The sequence below is a fragment of the Pseudochrobactrum sp. Wa41.01b-1 genome (assembly GCF_019464455.1).
Classification (GTDB): domain Bacteria; phylum Pseudomonadota; class Alphaproteobacteria; order Rhizobiales; family Rhizobiaceae; genus Pseudochrobactrum; species Pseudochrobactrum saccharolyticum.
On sequence record NZ_CP080493.1, the window covers coordinates 1,524,995 to 1,549,626 of the forward strand.

21 protein-coding genes are annotated in these 24,632 nt (G+C 53.2%); 6 read left to right on the top strand and 15 right to left on the bottom strand.

Going from position 1 to position 24,632, the window contains the following annotated elements:
- Nucleotides 1-60 precede the first annotated feature (60 nt).
- The 10 genes from K1X45_RS07150 to K1X45_RS07195 form a co-directional block, all read right to left on the bottom strand.
- The gene (locus tag K1X45_RS07150; RefSeq protein ID WP_220160231.1) at nt 61-1,323 is read right to left on the bottom strand and encodes a cytochrome c; all 1,263 of its coding nucleotides are present in this window, start codon (nt 1,321-1,323) and stop codon (nt 61-63) included.
- Nucleotides 1,320-1,859 (bottom strand): (2Fe-2S)-binding protein, encoded by a 540-nt coding sequence (locus tag K1X45_RS07155; protein WP_151160156.1) that lies wholly within the window; start codon nt 1,857-1,859, stop codon nt 1,320-1,322. Before K1X45_RS07155 ends, K1X45_RS07150 begins: the two co-directional genes overlap by 4 nt.
- Nucleotides 1,856-4,612 carry a xanthine dehydrogenase family protein molybdopterin-binding subunit gene (locus K1X45_RS07160; protein WP_220160232.1) on the bottom strand — a complete coding sequence of 919 codons (2,757 nt, stop codon included), beginning with the start codon at nt 4,610-4,612 and terminating at the stop codon, nt 1,856-1,858. The genes K1X45_RS07155 and K1X45_RS07160 overlap by 4 nt, the downstream gene beginning before the upstream one ends.
- A gap of 503 nt (nt 4,613-5,115) precedes the next feature.
- Nucleotides 5,116-5,439: a GNAT family N-acetyltransferase gene (locus K1X45_RS07165; protein WP_213598966.1), complete on the bottom strand. Its 324-nt coding sequence runs from the start codon at nt 5,437-5,439 to the stop codon at nt 5,116-5,118.
- A 30-nt stretch (nt 5,440-5,469) separates the two neighbouring features.
- Complete coding sequence (locus K1X45_RS07170; RefSeq protein WP_220160233.1) at nt 5,470-6,120, bottom strand: NADPH-dependent F420 reductase; 651 nt, start codon at nt 6,118-6,120, stop codon at nt 5,470-5,472.
- A gap of 120 nt (nt 6,121-6,240) precedes the next feature.
- Nucleotides 6,241-7,278: an LLM class flavin-dependent oxidoreductase gene (locus K1X45_RS07175; protein WP_220160234.1), complete on the bottom strand. Its 1,038-nt coding sequence runs from the start codon at nt 7,276-7,278 to the stop codon at nt 6,241-6,243.
- Between the two features lie 75 nt (nt 7,279-7,353).
- Nucleotides 7,354-8,028, bottom strand: a complete 675-nt coding sequence (locus K1X45_RS07180; protein WP_220160235.1) for an FMN reductase — start codon at nt 8,026-8,028, stop codon at nt 7,354-7,356.
- A gap of 63 nt (nt 8,029-8,091) precedes the next feature.
- Nucleotides 8,092-9,219: an LLM class flavin-dependent oxidoreductase gene (locus K1X45_RS07185; RefSeq protein ID WP_220160236.1), complete on the bottom strand. Its 1,128-nt coding sequence runs from the start codon at nt 9,217-9,219 to the stop codon at nt 8,092-8,094.
- 114 nt (nt 9,220-9,333) lie between these two features.
- Nucleotides 9,334-11,763 (bottom strand): PIG-L family deacetylase, encoded by a 2,430-nt coding sequence (locus K1X45_RS07190; protein ID WP_220160237.1) that lies wholly within the window; start codon nt 11,761-11,763, stop codon nt 9,334-9,336.
- Nucleotides 11,764-11,787: 24 nt separating this feature from the next.
- Nucleotides 11,788-13,017: an ROK family protein gene (locus K1X45_RS07195; protein ID WP_220160238.1), complete on the bottom strand. Its 1,230-nt coding sequence runs from the start codon at nt 13,015-13,017 to the stop codon at nt 11,788-11,790.
- Nucleotides 13,018-13,324: 307 nt separating this feature from the next.
- Between K1X45_RS07195 and K1X45_RS07200 the strand changes: the two genes are divergently transcribed.
- The 6 genes from K1X45_RS07200 to K1X45_RS07225 all read left to right on the top strand — a co-directional run bounded on the left by K1X45_RS07200 (nt 13,325) and on the right by K1X45_RS07225 (nt 20,054).
- Complete coding sequence (locus tag K1X45_RS07200; RefSeq protein ID WP_022710583.1) at nt 13,325-14,572, top strand: extracellular solute-binding protein; 1,248 nt, start codon at nt 13,325-13,327, stop codon at nt 14,570-14,572.
- Nucleotides 14,573-14,800: 228 nt separating this feature from the next.
- The gene (locus tag K1X45_RS07205; protein ID WP_022710584.1) at nt 14,801-15,724 is read left to right on the top strand and encodes a carbohydrate ABC transporter permease; all 924 of its coding nucleotides are present in this window, start codon (nt 14,801-14,803) and stop codon (nt 15,722-15,724) included.
- Complete coding sequence (locus tag K1X45_RS07210; RefSeq protein ID WP_220160239.1) at nt 15,721-16,572, top strand: carbohydrate ABC transporter permease; 852 nt, start codon at nt 15,721-15,723, stop codon at nt 16,570-16,572. Before K1X45_RS07205 ends, K1X45_RS07210 begins: the two co-directional genes overlap by 4 nt.
- Nucleotides 16,573-16,582: 10 nt before the next feature.
- Entirely contained in the window at nt 16,583-18,097 is a 1,515-nt protein-coding gene (gene argH / locus K1X45_RS07215) for an argininosuccinate lyase (protein ID WP_220160240.1), read from the top strand.
- Complete coding sequence (locus K1X45_RS07220) at nt 18,097-19,143, top strand: ABC transporter ATP-binding protein (protein ID WP_220160241.1); 1,047 nt, start codon at nt 18,097-18,099, stop codon at nt 19,141-19,143. The genes argH and K1X45_RS07220 overlap by 1 nt, the downstream gene beginning before the upstream one ends.
- Nucleotides 19,140-20,054, top strand: coding sequence for a carbohydrate kinase family protein (locus K1X45_RS07225; RefSeq protein ID WP_220160242.1), 915 nt, complete (start codon nt 19,140-19,142; stop codon nt 20,052-20,054). The genes K1X45_RS07220 and K1X45_RS07225 overlap by 4 nt, the downstream gene beginning before the upstream one ends.
- A 20-nt stretch (nt 20,055-20,074) precedes the next feature.
- Here the strand turns inward: K1X45_RS07225 and K1X45_RS07230 are convergent, their stop codons facing one another.
- From K1X45_RS07230 to K1X45_RS07250, 5 genes are all read right to left on the bottom strand, one after another.
- On the bottom strand, nt 20,075-20,854 hold the full coding sequence (locus K1X45_RS07230) for an SDR family oxidoreductase (protein ID WP_220160243.1): 780 nt from the start codon (nt 20,852-20,854) through the stop codon (nt 20,075-20,077).
- A gap of 27 nt (nt 20,855-20,881) precedes the next feature.
- Nucleotides 20,882-22,030: a galactonate dehydratase gene (gene dgoD, locus K1X45_RS07235; protein WP_213598992.1), complete on the bottom strand. Its 1,149-nt coding sequence runs from the start codon at nt 22,028-22,030 to the stop codon at nt 20,882-20,884.
- 152 nt (nt 22,031-22,182) lie between these two features.
- Nucleotides 22,183-23,094 (bottom strand): aldose 1-epimerase, encoded by a 912-nt coding sequence (locus K1X45_RS07240; RefSeq protein WP_220160244.1) that lies wholly within the window; start codon nt 23,092-23,094, stop codon nt 22,183-22,185.
- 12 nt (nt 23,095-23,106) lie between these two features.
- Nucleotides 23,107-23,985, bottom strand: coding sequence for an SMP-30/gluconolactonase/LRE family protein (locus K1X45_RS07245; RefSeq protein WP_213598996.1), 879 nt, complete (start codon nt 23,983-23,985; stop codon nt 23,107-23,109).
- The gene (locus K1X45_RS07250; protein WP_213598998.1) at nt 23,978-24,619 is read right to left on the bottom strand and encodes a 2-dehydro-3-deoxy-6-phosphogalactonate aldolase; all 642 of its coding nucleotides are present in this window, start codon (nt 24,617-24,619) and stop codon (nt 23,978-23,980) included. The genes K1X45_RS07245 and K1X45_RS07250 overlap by 8 nt, the downstream gene beginning before the upstream one ends.
- Nucleotides 24,620-24,632 lie beyond the last annotated feature (13 nt).

Consider the following 24,632-nt stretch of genomic DNA (forward strand, 5'->3'; position numbering starts at 1 on the left):
AAAAATTATGTCTCAAAAACAGACCGGCGGATTTGCACCCGCCGGTTTAAACAAGCTGATTTAGTGGCTTGCTTTCTCAATGTCCTGCACGGTGATATTTGCAGGCTGGCCGCCCCATTCAGCGCGCATATAATTGACGAGATCAGCAATTTGCTGCTTTGTCAGCGCATCTTTAAAGCCCGGCATCGCCTGCATCACTTCACCATTGCCAAGGCGCTGCTCGGCAATACCATCCACAATCACATGGATCAGATTGCTCGGATCAGCCAGCATCGCACTGGTATTGGTAGTCATTGCCGGTGCAATATGCGGCTTGCCTTCACCATCCACGCCATGACAACCGGCACAAACAGCCATATAGGCATCACGACCGCTCTGACGCAGTGCAGCGTCAATCGCAACCGGTGTCTGCTCAGGTGCTGCCGGAAGCTTGTCGCCGGTCAGATAGGTCTGAATGGCGGCAATATCTTCATCCGTCATATATTGGGATGAGTGCAGCAATACCGGATACATTTCCAGTGTCATTGTGCCCTGTGGCGACATACCAGTCTTGAGGAATTTACGCAGATCCTCAGTCGTCCAGCCACGGGCAGCAAGCGCTTCAGGCTTCAGGCTCGGGCCTGTAATTTTGCCCAGCACACTGCCCTCATAGGCAGATGCCAGTTTCAGACCGCCGATCGCATTACGCGGCGTATGACATTCCTGACAATGACCGAGAACATCGGTCAGATAAGCACCATTGGCCTGCTCCGGTGTGGCATTGGCAGGCATTTGCAGCTTCGGATTGACCAGATTCCAGTAAGACAGTGCCCAGCGCTGATTAAACGGGAAAGACAGGCCCAGTTCCGGATTGGCACGTTTTACCGGCTGCTGATCCATCAGATAGGCATAAATCGCATCGGAATCTTCCGGACGGATTGTGTGATAGGACACATAAGGCATCGCCGGATAAACCCGTTTGCCGTCTGCGCGTACACCATCCACCACCGCATGATAGAAATCAGCCGATGTATAATTTCCGATACCGGTTTCTTTATCCGGCGTAATATTGGTGCCGTAGATCACGCCGAAAGGCGTTTCAATCGGATGACCACCGGCATAAGGTGCACCGTCCGGCGACTGGTGACAGGCCGCGCAGTCTGCTACAGCGGCGAGATATTTACCGCGCTTGATCAGCTTGGCTTTATCTTCGCCGGACACGGCCAGACGCTGCTCGGCGGCCTTATCATCATAGACAGTCTTTGCCGGCCAGAACGGTACTGAGGCCGCAACCACACCACCGACAACACCAAGCCCGAGAATCCATTTGATTACTGGTTTCATTTAACAAGCCCCGGCGTGTTCATGACAACATCATGCACCGCACTGTAATAACGGACATAGCCGGTGCAGCGGCAGATATGATCATTGAGGGAATCTTCGATGACCTGCTTCACTTCTTCTTTTGCCACAGGCTCTTTCTGCAAACGCTCCACCAGAACGGTAGCAGCATTCACAAAGCCCGGTGCGCAATAGGAGCACTGGAAGGAGAAATGGTCGAGGAAGGCTTCCTGAATGGCAGACAGTTTCAGCTGACCGTCTTCGCCCTTGGTCGCGTGACCTTCAACTGTGCGGATAGAGCGGCCGTTGAAATAATGGGCACCGGTAATGCAGGTGCGCATTTCGCGGCTGGTACCATCCGGCTCGTCCACAATCACGGTACAGGCGCGGCACAGTCCCTGTCCGCAGCCAAAACGGCTGCCGGTCAGGTCTGCATATTCATGCAGGAAATCCACCATCGACAATTCTTCAGGAACCGTCATCGGCCCTACCTGCTGACCGTTGATGTTCAGCTTGATTTCGCGTGTCGGGATACTCATGACAATGCCTCTTTAATCTTTTCTTCCGTCAGCGGGAGTTCGCGCAGATATTTGCCAACGGCATGCGCAACCGCATTGGCGACCGCAGGAATGGTTGGAATCTGCACCACTTCTGCAATGCCTTTCGGATGATCTTCCTGTTCTGTAACCGGTAGAATATTTGCCGTCTGGTTCCAGACAGCTACATCCTTGCCACGTGGCAGACGATAGCGGTTGAAGTTCCAGTCGCCGCTGCCGGGACCGTCTTCATAGAGCGGCATGCCTTCATAAAGCGCATGACCGACCGACATGCCGATACCACCCTGCAACTGACCGGATACGAATTCAGGCACCAACACACGGCCGCAATCCATGGAGGAATGATGCGACAGAATTTTCACTTCGCCGGTACCGCGGTTAACACTGACTTCAATCAGTGCCGATGCCGGTGCAAAACGTGACCAGCTGGCATTATCCACCTGCGGGTCCATGTAATGCATATTGCGGCGCTCAATACGCTGCCACTGATCGGAACCGGTCTGAATTGCCAGACCGTCAATCGGACGGCGGCTGGTTTCACCGAGAATGTCGTAATCAGCTTCACCCCAGCCCCAGCGGTCAAAGGCGTGAACCATCGCGCCGGTAATACCCTTAAGCTCATGCGCTTTGGCGGCAAGTTCTGCCAGCGTCAGCGCACGGCCATCGGCAAGCGTGAATTTCTCATCTTTCCACGAGGCAGCGGCTGCCTCTTCCAGCGTGACATTCCACAATGCCGCTGCCGCAGGCAAAATACCGCGCTCATAAATGAGACGGCCAGCTTCATGGGTACCATGGGTGAAGTAGAATGCACTATTGGTGGCACTCGATGCCGAAGCCATTGCCGGTGTCCAGCGCGGATCCGGTGACATCTCATCCTGATGCGCTTTGTCCATTACAAACGGATTGAGCGTGGCAAACATTTCCAGCGGCGCCCAGTCAAGGGCAGCACTTTCAATCTCATCGGCAGGTTTACCCAACCAGCGCGAGCACATCAGTGCCTGCGTGCTAACCGCACCGGTGCCGATTTCCACGGCAATATGATGCAGTCGGATTTTGCCTTCCGGTGTCAGAACAATCGAGGCTGCCACCGCTTCGTTGGAGTTACCAAAACCTTTTTTGGCAATCGCATAACCAACACCATATTTCAGCGCAGGATTTTCGGCTTCGAACTCGGCTTTACGCTTCGTGCGGTTTGCCCAGACCGGATGCGCACGATCAGCTTCGATCATTTCGCGCATACGGCACAGGCTCAGCGGGAATGCACCGGCAGAACTGCGTTCGCCATCCTGCAACGCATTGATCAGACGCAGTTCCATCACGTCCACACCCAGCTCTTCAGCCAGTTCTTCAACCAGCATTTCCGTGCCGAACTGTGCTTCCAGCGAGCCGAAACCACGCACAGAACCGGACATCGGCGCACGGGACGAATGTGCAATCGCCGCAATATCGTTCTTAGGGAAATAATAGATCCCCTGTGCCGCGCCGGCGGCAACCTGTGTCACCGGCGTGGTATAGTTCTGACGACCACCGCCATCCAGCTCCAGATCCGCCGCAAGGGCCTGCATTTTCAGTGTCTTGCGGTTAATGCCGAGACGATATTTCATGCGCAGCGGGTGACGCTTGATTGCTGTCTGGAAATGTTCTTCACGATCCAGCGCCAAACGCACCGGACGGCCTTCAGCAAAGAGCGCAGCAACAATACCGTAATAAGGGAACGGGCTGTGTTCCTTGGTACCGTAACCAACTGTATAGGCCGGATGGCCTTTCAGCTCGCGCACATCAAAGGTGCTTTTCTTGAGCATGGCAGCGGTACCAGTCATCACCTCATGCGGGCTCTGGCTGGCCATAACAATTTCAAGTTTGCCGGATTTTGCATCATACCAGCAATTGCAATTGTCCGGCTCAAGCGCTGCCGCATCAATGAACGGTGAATAATATTCACGCTCGATTACATGCCAGTCTTCCGGCGGCGTGTTCAGCTCTGCACGGATACCCTCGGCATAAGCCATGCCGCGTCCCATTGCATCGCCGGATGCATCAGCTTTCGGCCAGTTGACATCATTCTTGTCATAAGTGGCAAAAACATAGCCGTCATCAACCGGATTAAACAGGTCTTTCTCGGCTTTCGCACCACCTTCGCCCTCAACACGGACAAAGCGGAAATTAGCCAACGGGCCCTGCTCAACAGGCGCAGTTGTTTCACCATAGCGGATGATCTCATCACGCTTGGTTTTATAAATGCGCTTGGCAACGGAGAAACGGGCAAAATCACGATAGATCAGGATTGCCAGCGGGTGACCGAGAAACAGCGGTACTTCGCCTTTCGGCGACAGCATTTTCTGGCCGTAAGTATAAGGATCGTAGAAATCCAGACCGGCTTTAACCGTGTCTTCGGCGGTTACCAGATAATCCGGCTGCAGATCTTCACCCAGCAAAGACAGATCAAGATCAAGAAACGGTGCATCGGCTCGGGTCGACCAGACCACGAAAGCATGCGCCTGTTCTTTCGGCCAGCCAGTCATATCCTTGGCGCGGATATCACGGGCAAAAACCTTGGAACCTGTCACCTTTGCCACGCCGTCAACACGGCGCTTAAGCTGGGTTGTGCCTTGCGGGAGCGGTAAGTCCAGAATCTGCTTTTCAAACAATGCAGCGCGGGCTGCACGGATCGGAAGAATAGTGACCGCAATTCCGGACGCTGTAAACTTGAGAAAGTCCCTGCGTGTCGGTGTCATATGAATTACTCCCAGCGTTACTTACAATATTACAAAACAATCTTTGTCCGAACCGGCTCCTCCGACGAAGAAACGGTGAATTCAGATCTGAATTTTACTGAAACTACTCAACATTACGTAGTATTAAATATCCGGAATTAGAGCGCAGACAGATTAAATCAATGCCTGCATATTTATCCGTCCGGATATAGATTTGGTGTATTTATGCCTTACTCAATCATCATTCTTCAAACGAAATTACCATCGACGAGAATGAGTGAAATCTGCGCAAACCCGACCAATATTCAGCTAATATAATAGGGCTAACACATTTTAGAACAGTTTCAAGATCACGAAAACGAGAACATTTAACACGTTGATTTTAAATCAGTTTTCCATAAAAAATAGCCTTATATTCCTACGAATATAAGGCTATTTTTGACAATCGAATCTAAAAATCACGAACAATCAGGTATTTTGGACGTTAAAACAATTATACTTGAGTAAAACTATCCAGTATTATTTTAAAGTGACGGCTCTTCACCCGGTGCAATCGTCATAACATCCGCCCAGTCCGGATGGCGGCGATATTGCGCCCGCACATATGGACAAAGCGGCAGAATGCGAAAAGTGTTTTTACGTGCATCTTCAACCATATAGGTTACGAGTGCGGCAGCTGCACCGGTACCGCGCATGGAATCCGGCCCGCCGGTATGATCCGCACTGATAACGCCGTTCGCACGGCGGGTAAAAGTAATCTCGGTTTCGCCTTCAACACCGTCAACACGCGCCACATAGCGGCCGTGGCGTGTGTCTGTGTCTTCCTTGCTCATTCGAATATCAGTCATTCAACCCTCTCCTTTTGAACTTGTGGCCTGTCAGCTTGCCTGTCTCAGTGTAAGTGCTTCCAGCATATCCGCACGGGTAAACGGCGCACCGAAAACCGGTGTACCAGTATCAAACATCCGGCTTTCTATCAGAAGCCCCGCATCGACCGGATCAAACCCAATCCGGTCGATAAATCCGGCAACCTGCCTGCGGGCCTCCGCATCATTACCGGCGATGGCCAGCGCACGGCGTTGCGGGTCACCGCTTGGTCGGGCTTCCTCATCAATCTCATGATAGCCCATATGGTTGAAACTGCGCACCAACCGCGACTGCGGCAGGAATTTCTGGATCACTTCGCTACTCGAAATTCCTGTCTCAAATTCAGCAAGAGTTCCGTCTGTCGGTGCCCAGTAATTCATTGCATCAATAACGATTTTGCCCGCCAGCAGTTCCGGCTGCAGTTGACGATATTTGGACAAAGGCAGCGCAAGGATGACGATATCGCTTTCTGCAATCACGTCCTGCGCGGTTGCAGCAACGGCACCCGGCACCATGATTTCGAGCAACAGCGCAATCTCTGCCGGTGATTTGGATGTCGCAATCTTCACCGCATAACCTGCCGCAATCGCGCGACGGGCTATAGCGGTGCCGACACGGCCGGCACCCAGAATACCAATTGTTTTCACTTCGGTGATTTGCATATCAGCAATCTCCTGTTACTTGAAAGCGTATCCCGAAAAGTGGGAACCGGTTTTCGGATAAGATACGCGCAGAAACAACGGATGGAGTATTTTCAACAATTCGGTTTAAACCGAAAATACTCAATCCACGCCAAGCTCCGCATCAACCAGAGGCTTCACTTTGGTTCCCAGCAATTCAATCGAACGCAGAAAATCCTTATGCGGCATCTGCCCCACATCCATCTGGAAAAACTGGCGCATATGCCCGAGCTGTTTCTGCAAGGTGATAATACGTTCTGCAATTTCTTCCGGCTCACCGGCAAAAATCGCGCCACCACCGCTGGCTTCACTGTCATAATGCGAGCGTGGGGGTGGTGCAAAACCACGGATTTTGCCCAGCTGTTCCATCACCGCATGCCAGTGCGTCCAGAAAAAATCCTTGGCTTGTTTGGCATTCTCACCAACAAAACCTGGGACTGCGACCGAGATTTTCAGCTGTTCCGGTGCAATCTCAGCCTGCGCACCTGCACGGCGGTACAACTCGGCCAAAGGTGCAAAACGCGCAGCCTGCCCGCCGATAATCGCGTAAGAAATCGGCAGTCCGAGAATACCGGCGCGCACCGATGAATGCGGATTACCACCGGTTGCCAGCCAGATCGGCAGAGAACCATTGTCAGGACGCGGCACAACCAGCGCCTCGTTCAAAGCCGGACGGAATTTGCTCTGCCATGTCACGCTTTCGCTCTCATTGATCTTCAGCAGCAGATCAAGCTTTTCCGCATAAAGCTCGTCATAATCATTCAGGCTATGACCGAAAAGCGGGAAAGACTCCGTCGAAGAACCGCGACCGGCTGTGATTTCTGCACGTCCGTTCGATACCGCATCCAGCGTCGCAAATTGCTGATAAACGCGTACCGGATCATCGGTGCTCAGCACGGTTACTGCACTGCCCAGCTTAATATTTTTGGTTGTGGCTGCCGCAGCACCAAGAATAACCGTTGCCGCAGAAGCAGGCATTTCCCGTGTATGGTGTTCACCAATACCGAAATAATCCAGCCCCACTTCATCGGCCAGCTGAATGGCTTCCAGCAGGTTGCGTGTTGCATCTGCCGTTGAGCCCAGCTCACCGGTCTGTGCATTTTTCTGTACGTCGCCGAAACTATAAACGCCAAGTTCCATAATACTGGCTCCTTTCAGTGCGGCATCTCAATGCCCGCACTTTGAATTTTCTAAATATGTGTCGCTGTCTGTTTATCAACCGGCTGTGCCGGTGCGCCCTTTGAGCAATTGTGCAAATGGCGTAACCGTCTGGCTGAGCTGCACACCGGAATCCCGTTTGCGCTGATCGCCGATATTCGGGACAAAACCACCGACACCGTTCTTTTCCGCAACAACCAACGCTGCAAATTCGCTGGCCGCACGTTGCACACGCGAAGACAGATCATGTCCGGCTTCACCACTGCCAAAATCTTCAGTCGCAGCGAATACACCGGTCGGCACAACTATCGCCCGCAGGTAAGAAAATAACGGCCGCAAAGCATGATCCAGCACCAGTGAATGGCGTGCTGTTCCTGCTGTTGCCGCAATAATCACCGGCATATTGTTCAGTGCATTGGTTTCCAGAGCATCAAACAGCATTTTGAACAATCCGCTATAACTGGCGGTGAAAACCGGCGTGACTGCAATCAGTCCGTCAGCCGCAGAGATTTTCTCTTTAACTTCAGAGAGATGCGGTGTCGGAATGCCACCGGTTGCCATAGTCGTGGCCAAATCCATAGCCAGTTCACGCAGCTCGATGACCTCAATCTGCGCCTCTTCACCGCGCGCACCGATTTGCGCGGCTGTTGCCTGTGCAATCTGATCTGCCAGCATACGGGTTGATGATGGCTGTGACAGACCTGCACTCAATACAAGAATACGACGTGTCATAATTATCTCCGTTCATTGGCAGGGAAGGAGCAGAGATATCCCTGCCCCTTAATCAAACCTGCCTCAGGCTGGCTGTTCTGCGCTTTCAACCGGAATGACCTTACGGTGTTTGCCGTCCTCGCCCTGTGCACGCAGGCTTGCATGACTTGGCGGATCACTCGGAATATGCGCAGGGCGCCGTGCTTCAAACTCTTTGCGCAATACCGGCACCACTTCCGTGCCCAGTAGCTCAATCTGTTCAAGCACCATCTCTTCCGGCAGACCGGCATGATCGACAAGGAACAACTGACGCTGATAATGACCGGCATAATCAGCAAAACTCAGTGTTTTCTCGATCACCTGCTCCGGCGAACCGACAGTCAGCGGGGTCATTTCCATAAAATCTTCCATAGATGGCCCGTGACCATAGACCGGCGCATTATTGAAATAAGGCCGGAAATCACGAATGGCATCCTGACTGTTTTTGCGCATGAAAATATGCCCGCCAAGACCGACAATCGCCTGATCAGCACTGCCATGACCGTAATGTTCAAAGCGCGAACGATACAGATCAATCATCTGCTGGGTATGTTCCTTGTTCCAGAAGATGTGGTTTGCAAAGAAACCATCTCCGTAGAACGCAGCCTGTTCAGCAATTTCCGTGCTGCGGATCGAGCCGTGCCAGACAAATGGCGGCGTATCATCCAGCGGTGCCGGAGCCAGCGTAAAGCCGCGTAAAGGCGTGCGGAACTGACCCTGCCAATCCACTGTTTTCTCACGCCACAAACGGCGCAGCAGATGATAATTCTCAATCGCCAGCGGAATACCCTCGCGGATATCCTTACCGAACCACGGATAAACCGGCCCTGTATTGCCACGCCCCATCATCAGATCAACACGACCACCGGCCAGATGCTGCAGGATCGAAAAATCCTCGGCAATCTTCACCGGATCATTGGTGGTAATCAGCGTTGTCGAGGTCGTCAGCTGAATTTTGCTGGTTTTAGCCGCAATCCAGCCGAGCATGGTCGTTGGTGAAGACGGTACAAATGGCGGATTATGATGTTCGCCGGTAGCAAAAACGTCGAGACCGACTTCTTCCGCCTTCAGCGCATATTTCATCATCGACATCAGCCGCTGATGTTCGCTCGGGGTTTTGCCGGTTGTCGGATCAGTTGTTACGTCACCGACGGTAAAAATTCCAAACTGCATGAGTACACCTGTCCGTTTGTTCCTGTGTCAGGAATAAGCACCAAAGTGCGTTGTTGACAGAAACATAATCAGTTCAGATTTTTGCAGTAGTCAGTAGAATTGCACTAGACTGTCCTAAATATCAGACAAACTCTCATCATCAGCGCCACTCACCAGATTGGCCATCAGACGGAATGCCCCCGCAACCAGCCTGTCCATCTGGTGATGCAGCACAAGACTGGTATGCGTATGCCGCCCTTTGCCAATCCGTGCAGACAGAAGCGCACCGGTTAACGGCTGTTCATTGGCATCATGCATCGACAATAACGGCTGATAGGCCTCATCCCAATGAGAGGCGAAATACAGCCCGCGCTCTTTGTTCCAGCCCTGCCAGTCTTTATCTGTTATGCAATTCGGCCAGTTGAGCAATATGTGCTCCGGTGCCAGAACGGTGACAGTCGCTGCGGGATCAGTCACCCGCCAGCGCAGTGAGGGCGAGCCGATTTTCAACGGGCGCACAGGTGTTAACTGCGGGTTCCAGCCATCGGTCGGGCGATGATAAAGCGTCAGCAAATGACCGCCATTTTCAACATAGCTATGTAAGCGTGTTGTTGCCTCAGCCAGATCTTGCCTTAAACCGAAAGCAAAAATACCGACAACGATACACGTAAACTGCTGCAAATCACCGGCCAGATGTTTTGGCTCCAGCTCTGTTACATCAAGCCCCATACGGCTCAGCCACAGACCAACACGATCAGCGCCACCGCCGATATAACCGATGCGCGCCCCTTGCGGCAGTTTCAGATCCAGCGCCAGCACATTCAATAATTCCGGCTCGCGATACATCACCTGCCCGATATGCGGATAGGTAATCGGCGTCTGCCGCACCGCATCACGACCGGAAATTTGTGCTTGTAAGCGGAACAGTCCGGCTTTCGGTTTTTCCGGCGCGTGAAGTATCGTGCTATCGGCGCTCTGCACAACCGTCCAGCCACCGGTGCTGATAAAACGCACAGGCTGCGGATCACCACTGACAGTTACATTCACCGGCCATTGTGTCTTGCCTGCCGGATCAAGTTGAACAATCACCGCCTCAGGCTCAATCCGCACAGATTGGGCAGGCACTAGCGCAAACTGTTCAGCAAGATCGAAACTCGCTTTGGCCTGATAGTCCGAAAACTGTGCCGTCACACGCACATAAAAATCACCATTGCCTCCAAGCGAAGACCAGACCGGCCGATAAAGCGGACTGAAAGCCGCCTCTGCTCCGGCCTTTATATCAAAGGACTGAGTGGTCGCGGTTGTCTCATGCACATAAGCCGCACAATATTCTGGCAGAACTGGTTCAGCTTGCGCCAAATACTGCACATGACCAGCACCAAAGCGTACCTGTAGCAAAGCTTCACCGGCAGGTGACATCACCGGCGGGTTCAGCTCCGCACTATCAAAAATCGCTGCAGCTTCAATCAGCGCAGCATCAATCTCGGTCTTTTTCCGCAACAGGCGATGATCCTGTGCATATAGAAAATCTGCTGATGCATTGGCGCGGATAGTATCAATATTGCGCGCAGCCGATACTAGAGAAGCGATAATTGCATCACGGTCAGGGAATGCGGCAATGGCGCTATCAATCGCTTTTTGCGCATCCTGCAATGCTTGGAGGATAACTTCAGACATCTCCGCATGAGCCGCCAAGGCCGCCAGATCAGCTGGCAGATTATCCAGAACGGAAACCTCCGCGCCGGTCTTTTCTGCCAGCAGCAAATGCAAAGGCCATTGCGTTTTTGGCTCTTCCGGCCAATGCCCCATACCCTGAGAAGCATGATAATAACGCGACCATTCCCCGATGCGGTCATAATCCGCACCCGTTGCCGGTTCACGTCCCTCAGCTCGCACTGTCAATGTTGTTTCCGGCGGCGGCACCTCATCATCATAAGTATCGCCCCCGCCAGACCATGCAGGCAGATAATATTTGGTGACCTGCCAAGGCTTCAGTCCTTGCGCAAAATGCTCAGGAAAAGCCTGATCGTCAGCAGCCAGCGCGATGGCCCGTTCCGCTGCGCGGGTCATCGCACGGTGATGACCATGCTGACCCGGCACATCAAGAAATGTCGGAATAACAATATCCGGCCGCTCACGCCGATAAGCCCGCACGAGGCGCTCGACAATACGTTCCTCGCCCCAGCGGTCGAAAGTCCGGTCGCCATCTTTGGAAAAGCCAAAGTCATGCACTGCATCATCAGGCCCGTGACCAAGCCAAGCAATATCGCAGTCCAGTATCCGCGCGGCTTCTTCCATTTCACGGGAGCGCATCAGCCCCAGCGCACCGCCGCGCTCCGGCCCCAGTGCATTCTGCCCGCCCTCACCGCGTGTGGAACAACCGACAATCACCCGCATACCCGCACCAAAGCGGAAATAAGCTAGCAATCCGCTTTGCTCATCATCAGGATGTGCGCCGGTATTCATCACTGTAACCACCGAGCGCAACCGGCTTAATGCATGATGCAGGCGCATAAGAGCCGGTGCCGATTTTTGTCGTTCGATACGTTGGCGGTCAGTCAGCACCGGATGCCTCCTCACAAAGATGAATTACAAGTCAGCGAGCGTATCCAGTTTCGGGGTCATCGCTTCAAACAAAGGCAGAGCAGCGGCGCCCAAAGCCGCCGTAAATTGTCCGGTATGACCGCGCAACACACGCGGCAAAGCACGACTGCGACGGCTCGCAACGGAAATCGGCAACTGCCCCATCCGTGCAATCAATCCGTCGATAATCGCATCGGGTAACATACCGCCCAGCACTACCGTTTCCGGATCGAGAATATTTTCGATCATGGCAATCATCGGCGCCAGATAGAGTGCGGCCTCATCCATCCACTCCATCAGCACCGGATGGGCGCTGTCATGCAATTTCTGTAGATCGTCAAAATCTGTTTCTGTAACGCCCGCCAAAGCCAGCTTTTCACGCAGGACATACAGCGATGCATAGCGCTCCAGACAACCGGACTGACCGCAGGGGCAAGCTCTGCCTTTTGGCGCTACCACAATATGTCCGATTTCACCGGCATTGCCGAAAGCGCCGCGAAACGGCACACCGTCCTGAATCATGCCAAGACCGACACCGGCACCGAAATAGATCATAGCAAAAGAGGAAATGGCATGTCCCGCACCAAACAGGCGCTCTCCCACCGCTGCCGCATTCGCGTCATTTTCAACGGTAACCGGCTCACCGCAGGCTTCACTTAAAAGCGCCGCCGCATCCACACCTGACCAGCCGGGCAAAGTGGTCGGCCCCACAGAAGTCATACCCTCAATATCAAACGGCCCCGGCATCACCACACCGACACCCAGCAACGGTGCGGAAAACTCCGCTTTCACAGTATCAACCTGTATACGCAACAAGCCGGAAAGCGCGTCAGGGCTGGTATCATGCACCGGTGTAATATGGCGGGAACGGGGTTGTCCTGTCAGATCAAGCACCGTCGTCACCATGTGATCGGATGCCATTTCAACACCCATCGTTACAGCGCCGTCAGGATTGACTGCGAATTGTTTAGGCGGCTGGCCGCGTCCGGATTTGAGCCTTCCGGTCTCCATCAACAGATTTTCACAGACCAGTTCATCGACAATATTAGCAATTGCCTGAGCCGTCAGATGGGTCAAACGCGCAATATGCATCCGCCCCAAGGAGCCGTGCTGGCGCACAATATCCAGCACCACCCGACGATTGTGATCGCGGATTCGCTCGGGGTTTTTACCCAAAGTAATCAGCTGTGTGCCTGATTCTGTGCCCGATTGTGTACCTACCGGCTGTGCGCCCATGCTGCTCCGTCCTGCCCGTCTCAAAAAAATGATAAGCGAGAGCCTTCATAACCGCAATAGATTAACTCAAGTAAATTATCTTATTGACAAAAGCCTGTAAAATAGTGACCGTAGAGGGCAGCTCTGCGGAGGAAAACGCATCTGAAGGGGCAAAACTGCCAACCGGTCTTTGACGAGATGCAATTTCCGAACACTGATCGCTGACGCATGTCACCCCAAAACGGGCTGCCGTTTCGGAAACAACATGCACAAAACTGTATTTTTGCCTGATACCGGCAACAGCCGGAGGTCATAAGGGGAGGTTCACATGCGTAAACTATTATTTGCGGGATTGCTCGCAGGCTTCAGCACAATGGCGCTCAATGCAGCGCAGGCTGTTGAAATTGAATATTGGCAATATGTCTTTGAATCGCGCGTTAAAGCGATGGACAAGCTGATCGAGAATTTCGAAAAAGCCAATCCGGACATCAAGGTCAAGCACACCACCTTCCCGTATGATGATTATCAGACCCGCGTAATTGCAGCCAAAATGGCTGGCAACAGCCCTGATGTCATGCAGCTTTTCTACGGCTGGCTTGATAAATTCGTAGCAGGCGGCATTTTGCAGCCGCTGCCAACCGATACATTCCCGCATGATAAGATCGAAAGCGATTTCTTCCCGATCACCAGTGCGATGAAGCGCGGCGAAGACTATTATGGTCTGCCGACTGCCGTGCGCTCACTGGCGCTGTTCTACAACAAAAAACTGTTTGAAGAAGCCGGTCTGGATCCGAAAAACCCGCCAAAGACACTAGATGAACTGGTTGCAGCAGCAGAAAAGACAGCCAAGCGCGATGCAAACGGCAATCTGACCACCGCCGGTATCACTCTGGATATGGCCGGACAGGATCACCATTGGTGGCGTGAAGTGCTGATCCGCCAGTATGGTGGCGCGCCTTACACCGACAATGACCGCAAAGTCACCTATGATTCCGAAGCCGGTGAAAAGGCTCTGAAATTCTACACCGACCTGCAGACAGAGAAAAAAGTCGGCGAGTTGAAATTCATGGATGAAGGTCAGGCTGCGTTCCGTGCAGGCATGGCTGCCATGACCGTTGACGGTACTTTCCGCCTCGGCGCATTCCGCACCATCAAGGATTTTGAATGGGGCGTTACCGAACTGCCAGCCAATGCTGAAGGTGTACGTTCCAACTATGCCAGCTATTTTGCAAATGGTATCGGCGCCAATGCAAAAGGCGAAAAACTGGAAGCTGCCAAGAAATTCCTGAACTACATCTCCTCGCCGGAAGCGATGGAAATCTGGCTCAAGGAAGTTGGTGAACTACCTGCACGTCGTGCGGTTGCCCAGACTGAAGCCAATCTGGCAGACCCGATCTACGGCCCGTTCCTCAGAGGTCTGGACTATGCGCACACCACCATGTTTGTGGATGAAGCAGCCCAGCGTCAGACCGCTATGGATATGGTGAACCGTGTGGTTCTGGAAAAACAGCCTGTGAAAGAGTCACTGGCTGAAGCTGCAAAAGCAGAACAGACCATCATCGATGATGCACAGTAATCTCTGAAAAGACGGTGTGCCGCTGTCATCAATCGGCGGCACACCGGAATATCGTTTCATCATCTTCAGACTGCATGAAACTGCGGATGGGTTCCGGCTCTCCGCCAGAATATTTCCGGTATGTGCTGAACCTCCGGCTATATTCCCCAAATTTGTTTGACGCATAGTCCCGCAAAACCGCATCGCATTTTGCCGGATATGCTTCCGTACCATAAGGTATTTTGAACCATGACTGTGACGGCTGCCCGCTCCGGTGATACTTTCTGGAACCGCCTGCCCATGCGCACAAGGCGGCTCATCTGGGTGTGGAGCTTTCTCGCCCTGCCTATTCTGTTTTACACGGTCATCCGGTTTTATCCCACGGTTGAGGCCTTCTGGCTGTCGCTGACCAACTGGGATCTGATGAAACCGCCGAAATTTATCGGCCTTGCGAATTATGAAAAACTGTTCGCTGATCCGCAATTCTGGAAAGTGTTCAAAAACACATTCACTTACTTGCTTATCGGCACGCCGGTCAGCCTGTTTCTGGCTTTTGTGATCGCTTATTATCTTGATCGCGTGCGCTTCATGCACGGGCTGATCCGTGGCTTGTATTTCCTGCCGTTTCTCACCACTGCCGCGGCAATGGGCTGGGTCTGGCGCTGGTTCTATCAGCCTGCTCCGATCGGCGTGATCAATAATATGCTCAATACCATCGGCCTGCCACAGCAGACATTCCTGCGCTCGGTGGATCAGGCACTCTATTCCATTATGGCAACATCCATCTGGGCGGGTCTCGGCTTCCAGATCATCATTTTCATGGCAGGTCTGCGCGCTATTCCCAACACCTATTACGAAGCTGCCCGCATTGACGGCCTGGGTGAATGGGCAATCCTGCGCAAAATCACCATTCCGCTGCTGAAACCGACAACCGTATTTCTGGTCGTCTTCTCGTCCATCGGCTTCCTGCGCATTTTCGATCAGGTCTATAACATGACCACCTATGATCCGGGCGGTCCGCTTGGCTCCACCAAGCCACTGGTGCTGATGATTTATCAAACCGCCTTCTCGTCTTACGCCATGGGCTATGCCGCTGCGCAGACAGTCGTGCTGTTCTCCATTCTGCTGGTTGTCTCACTGTTGCAGCTGTGGATCTTGAGGGAAAAGAAATGACCGCTGAAACCAAAACACCGGCACTCCCGTTTGCAAATATCCGGCCAGACCGCGTCCTTACATGGACATTGCTGTTCATCGGCGGCATCATCATGGTCACACCGCTGGCCTATATGTTCTCCACCTCGTTCAAAACCGCCAGTCAGGTCTATGATCTGCGTCTGATACCGGCTGACCCGACTGTGCAGAACTATGTGACCATTCTGGCTGACGGCCGCTTCCTGCGCTGGTTCTTCAACTCAATGCTGGTTGCTGTGATTGTCACGCTCTCCAATGTGTTCTTCGACAGTCTTGTCGGTTACACATTGGCGAAATTCCAGTTCCGTGGCCGTCATTTCATCTTTCTCGCCATTCTCTCAACCCTGATGATCCCGACCGAAATGCTGGTGATCCCTTGGTATCTGATGTCCAGCAAACTCGGCTGGCTCGACAGCTATTGGGGCATCATGTTCCCGGGCATGATGACGGCTTTTGGTACCTTCCTGATGAAGCAGTTCTTTGAAGGCGTGCCGAATGACTTCCTCGAAGCCGCCCGTGTGGATGGTCTGAACGAATTCCAGATCTGGTGGAAAGTGGCCATGCCGCTGGTCACACCGGCACTGTCGGCTCTGGCAATCTTCACCTTCCTCGGCAACTGGACAGCCTTCTTCTGGCCGCTGATCGTCACCACCAGCAAGGAACTCTACACATTGCCTGTCGGGCTTTCGAGTTTCGCGGTCGAGCAATCGATCCAGTGGGAAATGATTATGACCGGCGCCGCTATCGCCACCCTGCCAACCCTGCTCGTGTTCCTGTTACTGCAGCGCTATATCGTGCGCGGCGTCATGCTGGCCGGCCTGAAGGGATAAGGATACTATAATGTCTGTAAACGATCCGCGCCTTGCCGATAAAAGCGTTTTCCCTGATCCGGTCTACAAGGAGACCGTGCTGAAACCGCTTTTTGACGGCGCTAAAACTCATCATGTCGAAAGTTTCCGCCGTATTGACCGCGCCCATCTGGTCATGCTGACGGAAACCGGCATTCTCGACGAAAAACAGGCATCGGCAATCGCCGGTGCGCTGGAACAAATCGACCGTGATATTGATCCGGCATCCCTCACTTATACCGGTGAAGTTGAGGACTTCTTCTTCCTGATTGAAAAGGAACTGAAGTCCCGCCTCGGCGCGGATATTGCCGGTCGCCTTCATACCGCACGTTCGCGCAATGATATCGACCACACGCTGTTCAAGCTCGGCCTCAAAGAACATATTGATGTTCTGCTGGCCAAGTCCCGTCATCTGCTTAATGCGATGATTGAAACTGCAAACCGCGAGCAGGCAACACTGATCGTTGCCTATACGCATGGTCAGCCTGCACAGCCTTCAACCTTCGGCCATTATCTGTCCGCAGCGATTGAAGTGCTGATCCGCGATATGCAGCGTTTTGCAACAGCGCGTGAAATCGTCAACCTGTCACCTATGGGCGCGGCAGCCATCACCACCTCAGGTTTTCCCATCGACCGCGCACGCGTGGCTGACCTGTTGGGCTTTGCCGCGCCTTTGCGCAATTCTTACAGCTGCATTGCCGCTTCGGATTACATCACCTCAACCTATTCCGCGATTGAGCTGATGTTTATCCATCTCGGCCGTCTCATTCAGGACTTCCAGTTCTGGACGAGCTTCGAGGTTGGCCAGATCTATGTGCCGAATGCTTTTGTGCAAATCTCTTCGATCATGCCGCAGAAACGCAATCCGGTGCCGATTGAGCATATGCGTCATCTGGCAAGCCAGACCATGGGACGCGCCCGCACGGTGCTGGATGTGATCCATAATACGCCTTTCACCGATATGAATGACAGTGAAGGTGAAACGCAGCAAATGGGCTATGAGGCCTTTGCTTCTGCCGGTCGTGTGCTTGATCTGCTGGCCGCCTTTGTGCAGGCCATCCGTATTGATCCGGCGCGTGTTGCCGATAATATCCGCCGCTCCTGCATTACCATTACCGAACTGGCAGATTCACTGGTGCGCATTGAAGGCCTGTCCTTCCGTCAGGCGCATGAAATTGCCGCAACCGTGGCTAAAGCCGTTGTCGCCAAAGGTGGCGGTCTGGCACAGGACGGCTATGAGCCGTTTCTGGAAGCCTTCAAACATGCGGCTGGCAGAGAGCCGTCTTTCGACCGCGCAAAGTTTGAAGAGCTGGTTTCGCCGGAGCATTTCATCGCCGTGCGCGACCGTTTCGGCGGCCCTGCACCGGAACCAATGGCTGAGGCACTGACAGCATATCGCGATCAGGCCAATGCCTTTGCAAGCCTTGCAGACAGACAAGCCGCAGACGAGGCCAAAGCCGCGCGCGAGCTCAATGATAGATTTCAGGCCTTGGTGGAGAAACGCTGATGGCAACGATCGAACTGAACAAGCTGGTTAAACGCTATGGCAAGGTTGAGGCCGTGCGCGGCATTGACCTGCAAATTGCCGACGGCGAATTTGTGGTTTTCGTCGGGCCTTCCGGCTGCGGCAAATCCACGACCCTGCGCATGATTGCCGGTCTGGAAGATATTTCCGGCGGCGCGCTGAAAATCGGCGATGAAGTCGTCAATGAACGTGACCCGAAACAGCGTAATATTGCGATGGTGTTCCAGAATTATGCGATCTATCCGCATATGACTGTCCGTCAGAATATCGGTTTCGGTCTCTATACCTCCAAAATCTCCAATGCGGATAAGAATGCCCGTATTGAAGAAACCGCAAAAATTCTCGGCCTCGAGCCATATCTGGATCGTCGCCCTGCTGCGCTCTCCGGTGGCCAGCGTCAGCGCGTTGCCATTGGCCGTGCGATGGTGCGCAATCCGTCTGCCTTCCTGTTTGATGAGCCTCTGTCCAATCTTGACGCACAGTTACGCGCCCAGATGCGTATTGAGATCAAACGCCTGCACCAGCGCCTCAAGACCACAACCGTTTATGTGACCCACGATCAGGTTGAGGCCATGACCATGGCTGACCGTATTGTGGTGATGCGGGACGGAAATATTCTGCAGACCGGCACACCGACCGAGCTTTATGAAAATCCGGTTGATGTGTTCACCGCCCGCTTTATCGGCAGCCCGTCGATGAACCTGATCTCGGGCCGTAAAAACGGCAAAAGCGTGGAATTTGCAACAGATGGCGATGTTCTGGTCGGCATTCGTCCGCATGATTTGATGGTTGTCACCGGCAATGATGCCTCCACACCGGCAGGCATTGAACTGACCGGCACCGTCACTGCGGCTGAACCGCTGGGGCCTGAAACACTGGTGCATATTGATGTACAGGGTACAGCAGTAATCGCTACTGCATCGGGCAAATTCATTCCGGCCACCGGCAGCACACTGACTGCACGCGCAGCCAGTGGCAGTCTCTATCTGTTTGACAAGGCGACAGAGAAAAGTCTGGGACGTCTATGAGTTTGAAAGACAATCAGCATCCGGCCGTTCTCAGCATCGGGCGGATTTACTGCGATCTGATTTTTACCGGTCTGGCAGCTTTGCCGGAACCGGGACGTGAAGTCTTTGCCGACAATCTGAAAATGGCAGCCGGTGGCGGTGCCTATATCACCGCCGCGCATCTGGCGCATACCGGCCGCACAACCGCGCTTGTGGCGCGGCTCGGTCTGGATGCTCTGTCCGCCGGTCTGGCACCGGAGCTGGAAGCCGCAGGCATTGATCTGCAATTTCTGGAGCGCTCGGCAGATGCCGGCCCTCAGGTGACTGTCGCCAGCGTCATCGGTAATGACCGTGCTTTCCTGTCGCGGCGTGCAGGCACTGCACTGCCTACAACATTGGATGCCGCGCTCAACTGGTCACAGGCTGGTCATTTGCATATTGCGGAATATGCAACGCTGCATGAGATTCCTGATCTTGTGCGCCGTGCCAAGGCACACGGCCTCACAGTCTCGCTTGATCCAAGTTGGGATGAGACCCTGATCTATGATCCGGCCTTGCTGAACGCCTGCGCAGGTATTGATATATTCCTGCCGAATAAGGAAGAAGCACTGGCGATTACCGGTTTTGAAGATCCGCAAAATGCTCTCGATAAACTCGCGGAAACCTTTCCCGTCACAGTCTTAAAAGGCGGTGCGGAAGGTGCATGGCTGCGCGCAAATGAGCATAATCTTCATGCAAAAGCCGAGAATGTACCGGTTGTTGATACGACCGGTGCAGGCGATGCTTTCAATGCCGGTTTCATCAATGCATGGCTTTCCGGCGCAGATGCACAAACGGCACTCAATGCCGGTATTCAGTCCGGCAGTCTTGCCGTGCAGGCTGCAGGCGGCACAGCCTTCTTGCAAAAACAGGAGATCAGTCCGGCGGACTGATCTTCCACTCTTGCGCACTATTAGACCGCGTGTTGCAAAACACTTAAACCACCGTCGATTGTCAGGCAGGTTGCGGTCATAAACGGGCACTCATCTGAAATCATAAACACGGCCGCCATCGCAATTTCCTGCGTGCTGGCAATGCGCCCGCCCGGATGCAACCGCATGGTTTCAGCTTTTGCTGCCTCCGGATCAGGAAAACTGTTCCAATAATCGACATTTTTCTGCGTCAGCACATAGCCCGGTGCAATAGCATTCACTCGCACCTGCTGCGGCGCATATTCCAGCCCCAGAGATTTGGTCATGCCCAGCAAGGCATGTTTCGCCAGCGGATAAGGAAATGTGTGCGGGATAATCGTGAAAGAATGGGTGGAAGCAATATTGAGAATAGCACCGCCGCCCTGCTCAATCAGACGCGGCAACACAGCCTTACAACAATTCCACGCGCCTTTCAGATTAACGTCGAAGCAACGGTTCCATGCTTCATCATCCATTTCCAGCGGCTTGCTGAAGACATTGATCCCTGCATTATTGACCAGCGCATTAATCTGCCCGATTTCCGCATCGGCCTGCAGGAAAGCATTTTCAATCGCTTTGGCATCGGAAATATCAGCCTGAGCAAAGCTCACCGTAACGCCGCTTTCTCGTAAGGCCAGTACCTCTTTTTCCAGCAATGCCCCATCCGTATCAATCAGGAACAGCGCCGCGCCCTCGCGGCCAAAACATTGCGCAATCGCAAGGCCGATCCCCTGTGCTGCGCCGGTGACAACAATGCGTTTTCCGATCAGACGATCAGCCATGATATTTATCCTTTTTGAACGCCCGCATTACCATTCAGCGAAACTGCCATCTTCGTGACGCCACACCGGATTGCGCCAGCGATGGCCGGTTTTAGCCCGTTCAATCACATAGGCTTCATCAACATCGACACCCAGACCCGGCCCCTGCGGAATAGCCACAAAGCCGTCCTTGTAATCAAACACTTCACGATTGGTGATGTAATCCAGAATATCATTATCCTGATTATAATGGATATTCAGGCTCTGCTCCTGAATGAAGGCATTATAACTCACCGCATCAATCTGCAGGCAGGCAGCCAGAGCAATCGGCCCCAGCGGGCAATGCGGAGCCAGTGCAATATCATAGGCTTCAGCCATTGAAGCAATCTTGCGGCATTCGGTGATCCCGCCCGCATGGGACAGATCAGGCTGAATAATATCCACATAACCGCCGGAGAGAATATTCTTGAAATCCCAGCGGGAATAAAGACGCTCCCCCAGAGCAATCGGCGTGGACGTATGATTGGCGATCTCTTTCAGCGCTTCATAATTCTCGGATAAAACCGGCTCTTCAATAAACATCAGCCGGAACGGATCGAGCGCTTTGGCCAGCACTTTCGCCATCGGGCGATGCACACGGCCATGAAAATCCGCCCCAATCCCGACATGCGGGCCAACCGCATCACGCACGGTACCAATCGTCTCGACAATCGCATCAATCTTGGCATAGCTGTCAACGATCTGCAGCTCTTCCGCTCCGTTAAGCTTCAATGCTGTAAAACCGCGCTCCACCATTTCTTTCGCATTGCGTGCCACGTCAGACGGGCGGTCACCACCGATCCATGAATAGACTTTAATCCGGTCGCGGCATTGTCCGCCCAGCAACTGATGCACCGGCACATTCAGTGCCTTGCCTTTAATATCCCACAGTGCCTGATCAATACCGGCAATGGCACTCATATGCACAGCACCACCACGATAAAACCCACCGCGATACATGACATTCCAATGGTCTTCGATCAGAAACGGATCTTTGCCGATCAGATAATCAGACAGCTCATGCACCGCCGCTTCAACTGTCAGCGCACGGCCTTCAACAATCGGCTCTCCCCAGCCGGAAATGCCCTCATCGGTTTCCACTTTCACAAACAGCCAGCGCGGCGGCACAATATAGGTCGTGAGCTTGGTGATTTTCATTCTGTTACCCTTTTATAGACCTGATTTTTCGAGCGGTTCCAGTTAGAACTGAATTGTCTAAACCGCTCTAAATCTTTGTTTTACGCATTATCCTACGCATCGAAGCGGGAATAGAAATCAGTCCAGTGAACTGATTTCCCCGCGAAGGCGCTTCACACTTTTGCTGGAAATGCTTTAGTTTGCTCAGGCTGCAAACGAATTATTCCCGACAGGCTTTCAGACGGTTGCAATATTTTCAGACCACCATAATCGTCACGGCAATGATCGCCCGCCATATGAGACATCGGCTCCAGACAAAAATAATCCGAACGGGATTGCGGCTCCGGCACACCATGCGGCGCATAGAGAAAAAACCGGTCAAACAACGGGTCGGCACTCATGGTCAGGGCTGTATTCTGTTCCGGCCAGACAAGTGTCGCAGTGCCGTCCCATCCCTCAAACCCGTTATTCACCCAATGATCGGGAATTTTTTTCATTCTGCTGAAATTCAGATCATCGGGAATATTGACGCAGTTTTCCGGTAAATAACCCACACCTTGCGTCCACATTTTCTGCGCATTGAGCTGTAGCTGCGTTTGTTCAGTCAGATGAAAATAAGGATGCCAGCCAAGGCCGAACGGCATGGCTTTATCCCCTTTATTCGTCACACGCATGGAGAGAGTGAAACCGGTTTCATCCAGTGCAAAATTCTGTTCCGCTTCATAAATAAAAGCAGCATCGGCTTTGTCATGGGTAAAGCGCAGCACAAGCCGGTTCTCTGACTGCTCTGCAATCTGACAGAGACCTTGCCAGCTTTCGCCATGAATATAGAGCGGATCATCATCTGTATTCGCCTGAAAATGATAATCCCGCCCCTCAAAACTGAAGTGATTTTGCGGAATACGGTTGCCGAACGGGATAAGCGGAAAACCACCTGTTTCAACCGGTGCTGCATCGGCATGTTTGGCTTCACGCAGCAGGGGAATAATCCGCCCCTGATTGTGCCACCACAAGCCATGTACCGTGCCGCCATGGCTAGCAATATGCGCTTCAAATTGTTGGTTTTTCAACGTGATGATACTCATGGCAGCCTCCGGTCAGATGATTTTGACATCGGTTTCAAACCTGCCCTGAAACGGCAGATCCATGATGAATATCGCCCCCGCCGGCTTTTGCTGCCGCGCTGTGTCATCCAACCCGACCCATGCGGATGTCACCAGCATCTGGCTGGCAGTTTTGCCGATAAAAGCAGGACAGCTCGGCTGAGAAACCGGCAGAGCAATTGAACGCAGAAAACTGCCATCCGGTGCATATCCGGCAATCTGCGAGCCACCCCAGAGGGCAACCCAAAAATTACCGTCCGCATCCACAACCGCACCATCGGGATTGCCTGCGGGAAAATCATTGAGAAACAGTTCCGGCTCCCCGACCGGCAAACCATTCTCAGGGTCAAGCGGCACACGCATCACTTGACGTAAAGCTGTATCGGCAAAATATCCGGCCGTGCCATCTGGTGAAAAACAGATCGCATTGCTGATCGTGATATTGCCGTAAAGCTTGCGCAATTCACCTTTGAAATACCAGTAGATTGCACCTGCACCCTGCTCAGCCTGCCAGCCCATTGTGCCAAGCCAGAATGCCCCTGATGGGTGCACCCGCGCATCATTGGAGCGGGTAAGACGATTATCCGCTTCGATTTCACAATGCAGAGACAGGTCGCCCGTTGCCACATCGCGCAGATACAGGCCGCGCTCTGTGAAAAGGAGCTGGCGATACTCATCCACCCGCGCAAGGGCACTGGCGGCAAAAGGCAGATCATGTTGCCTGCTCACACCGTTTTGAAACTGATATTCGCAGAGTTTGGATTGCAGAATATCAAACCACCATGCTGTATCTGTATGAGGGTCATAGACCGGCCCCTCACCCAGCTTACACAAAGGTGCATTCAACGCAGCAGGCACAAATATCTCAGCCATGCGCACCACCAAACACCTCATCATAGGCTGTGATTGTCAGTCGGGCTTTTGCCTGCACGGTTTCCGCACTATCCTCTGGTTTATACAAACTGGAACCTATGCCGAATGTGCGTACACCCGCGCGGGCATAATCTCCGAAATTCTGATCGGAAACACCACCGACAGCCCCGACAACAGCATCCTTCGGCAGAATGGTTTTAATTGCCGCGATGCCTGAGGGACCAAGGGAACCGGCAGGGAAAAACTTCAATGCTGAAGCGCCGCTACGCAGTGCCAGCAGAGCCTCACTCGCCGTATAACAACCGGGCATGGTAATCAGCCCGCAGGAAGTTGCATGGCGGATAACATCGGCATCCGTATTCGGGCTCACCATAATCCGCCCGCCAATATCTGCCAGCCGCTGTGCATCTTCTGTTGTCAGCACGGTTCCGGCACCGATCAGCACTTTGTCACCGAATAACCTCACCGCGCGTTCAATCGAAACCCACGGCTCCGGTGAGTTCAGCGGAATCTCAATAATCTCGAACCCTTCTGTAATCAGGGCTTCAAGCACCGGCTCAACCTCATCATTGCGGATACCGCGAATGATCGCCACCAGTGAGCGTTTCAAATTCGGCCAGATGACAGATGACATTGTGCTTCCCTCT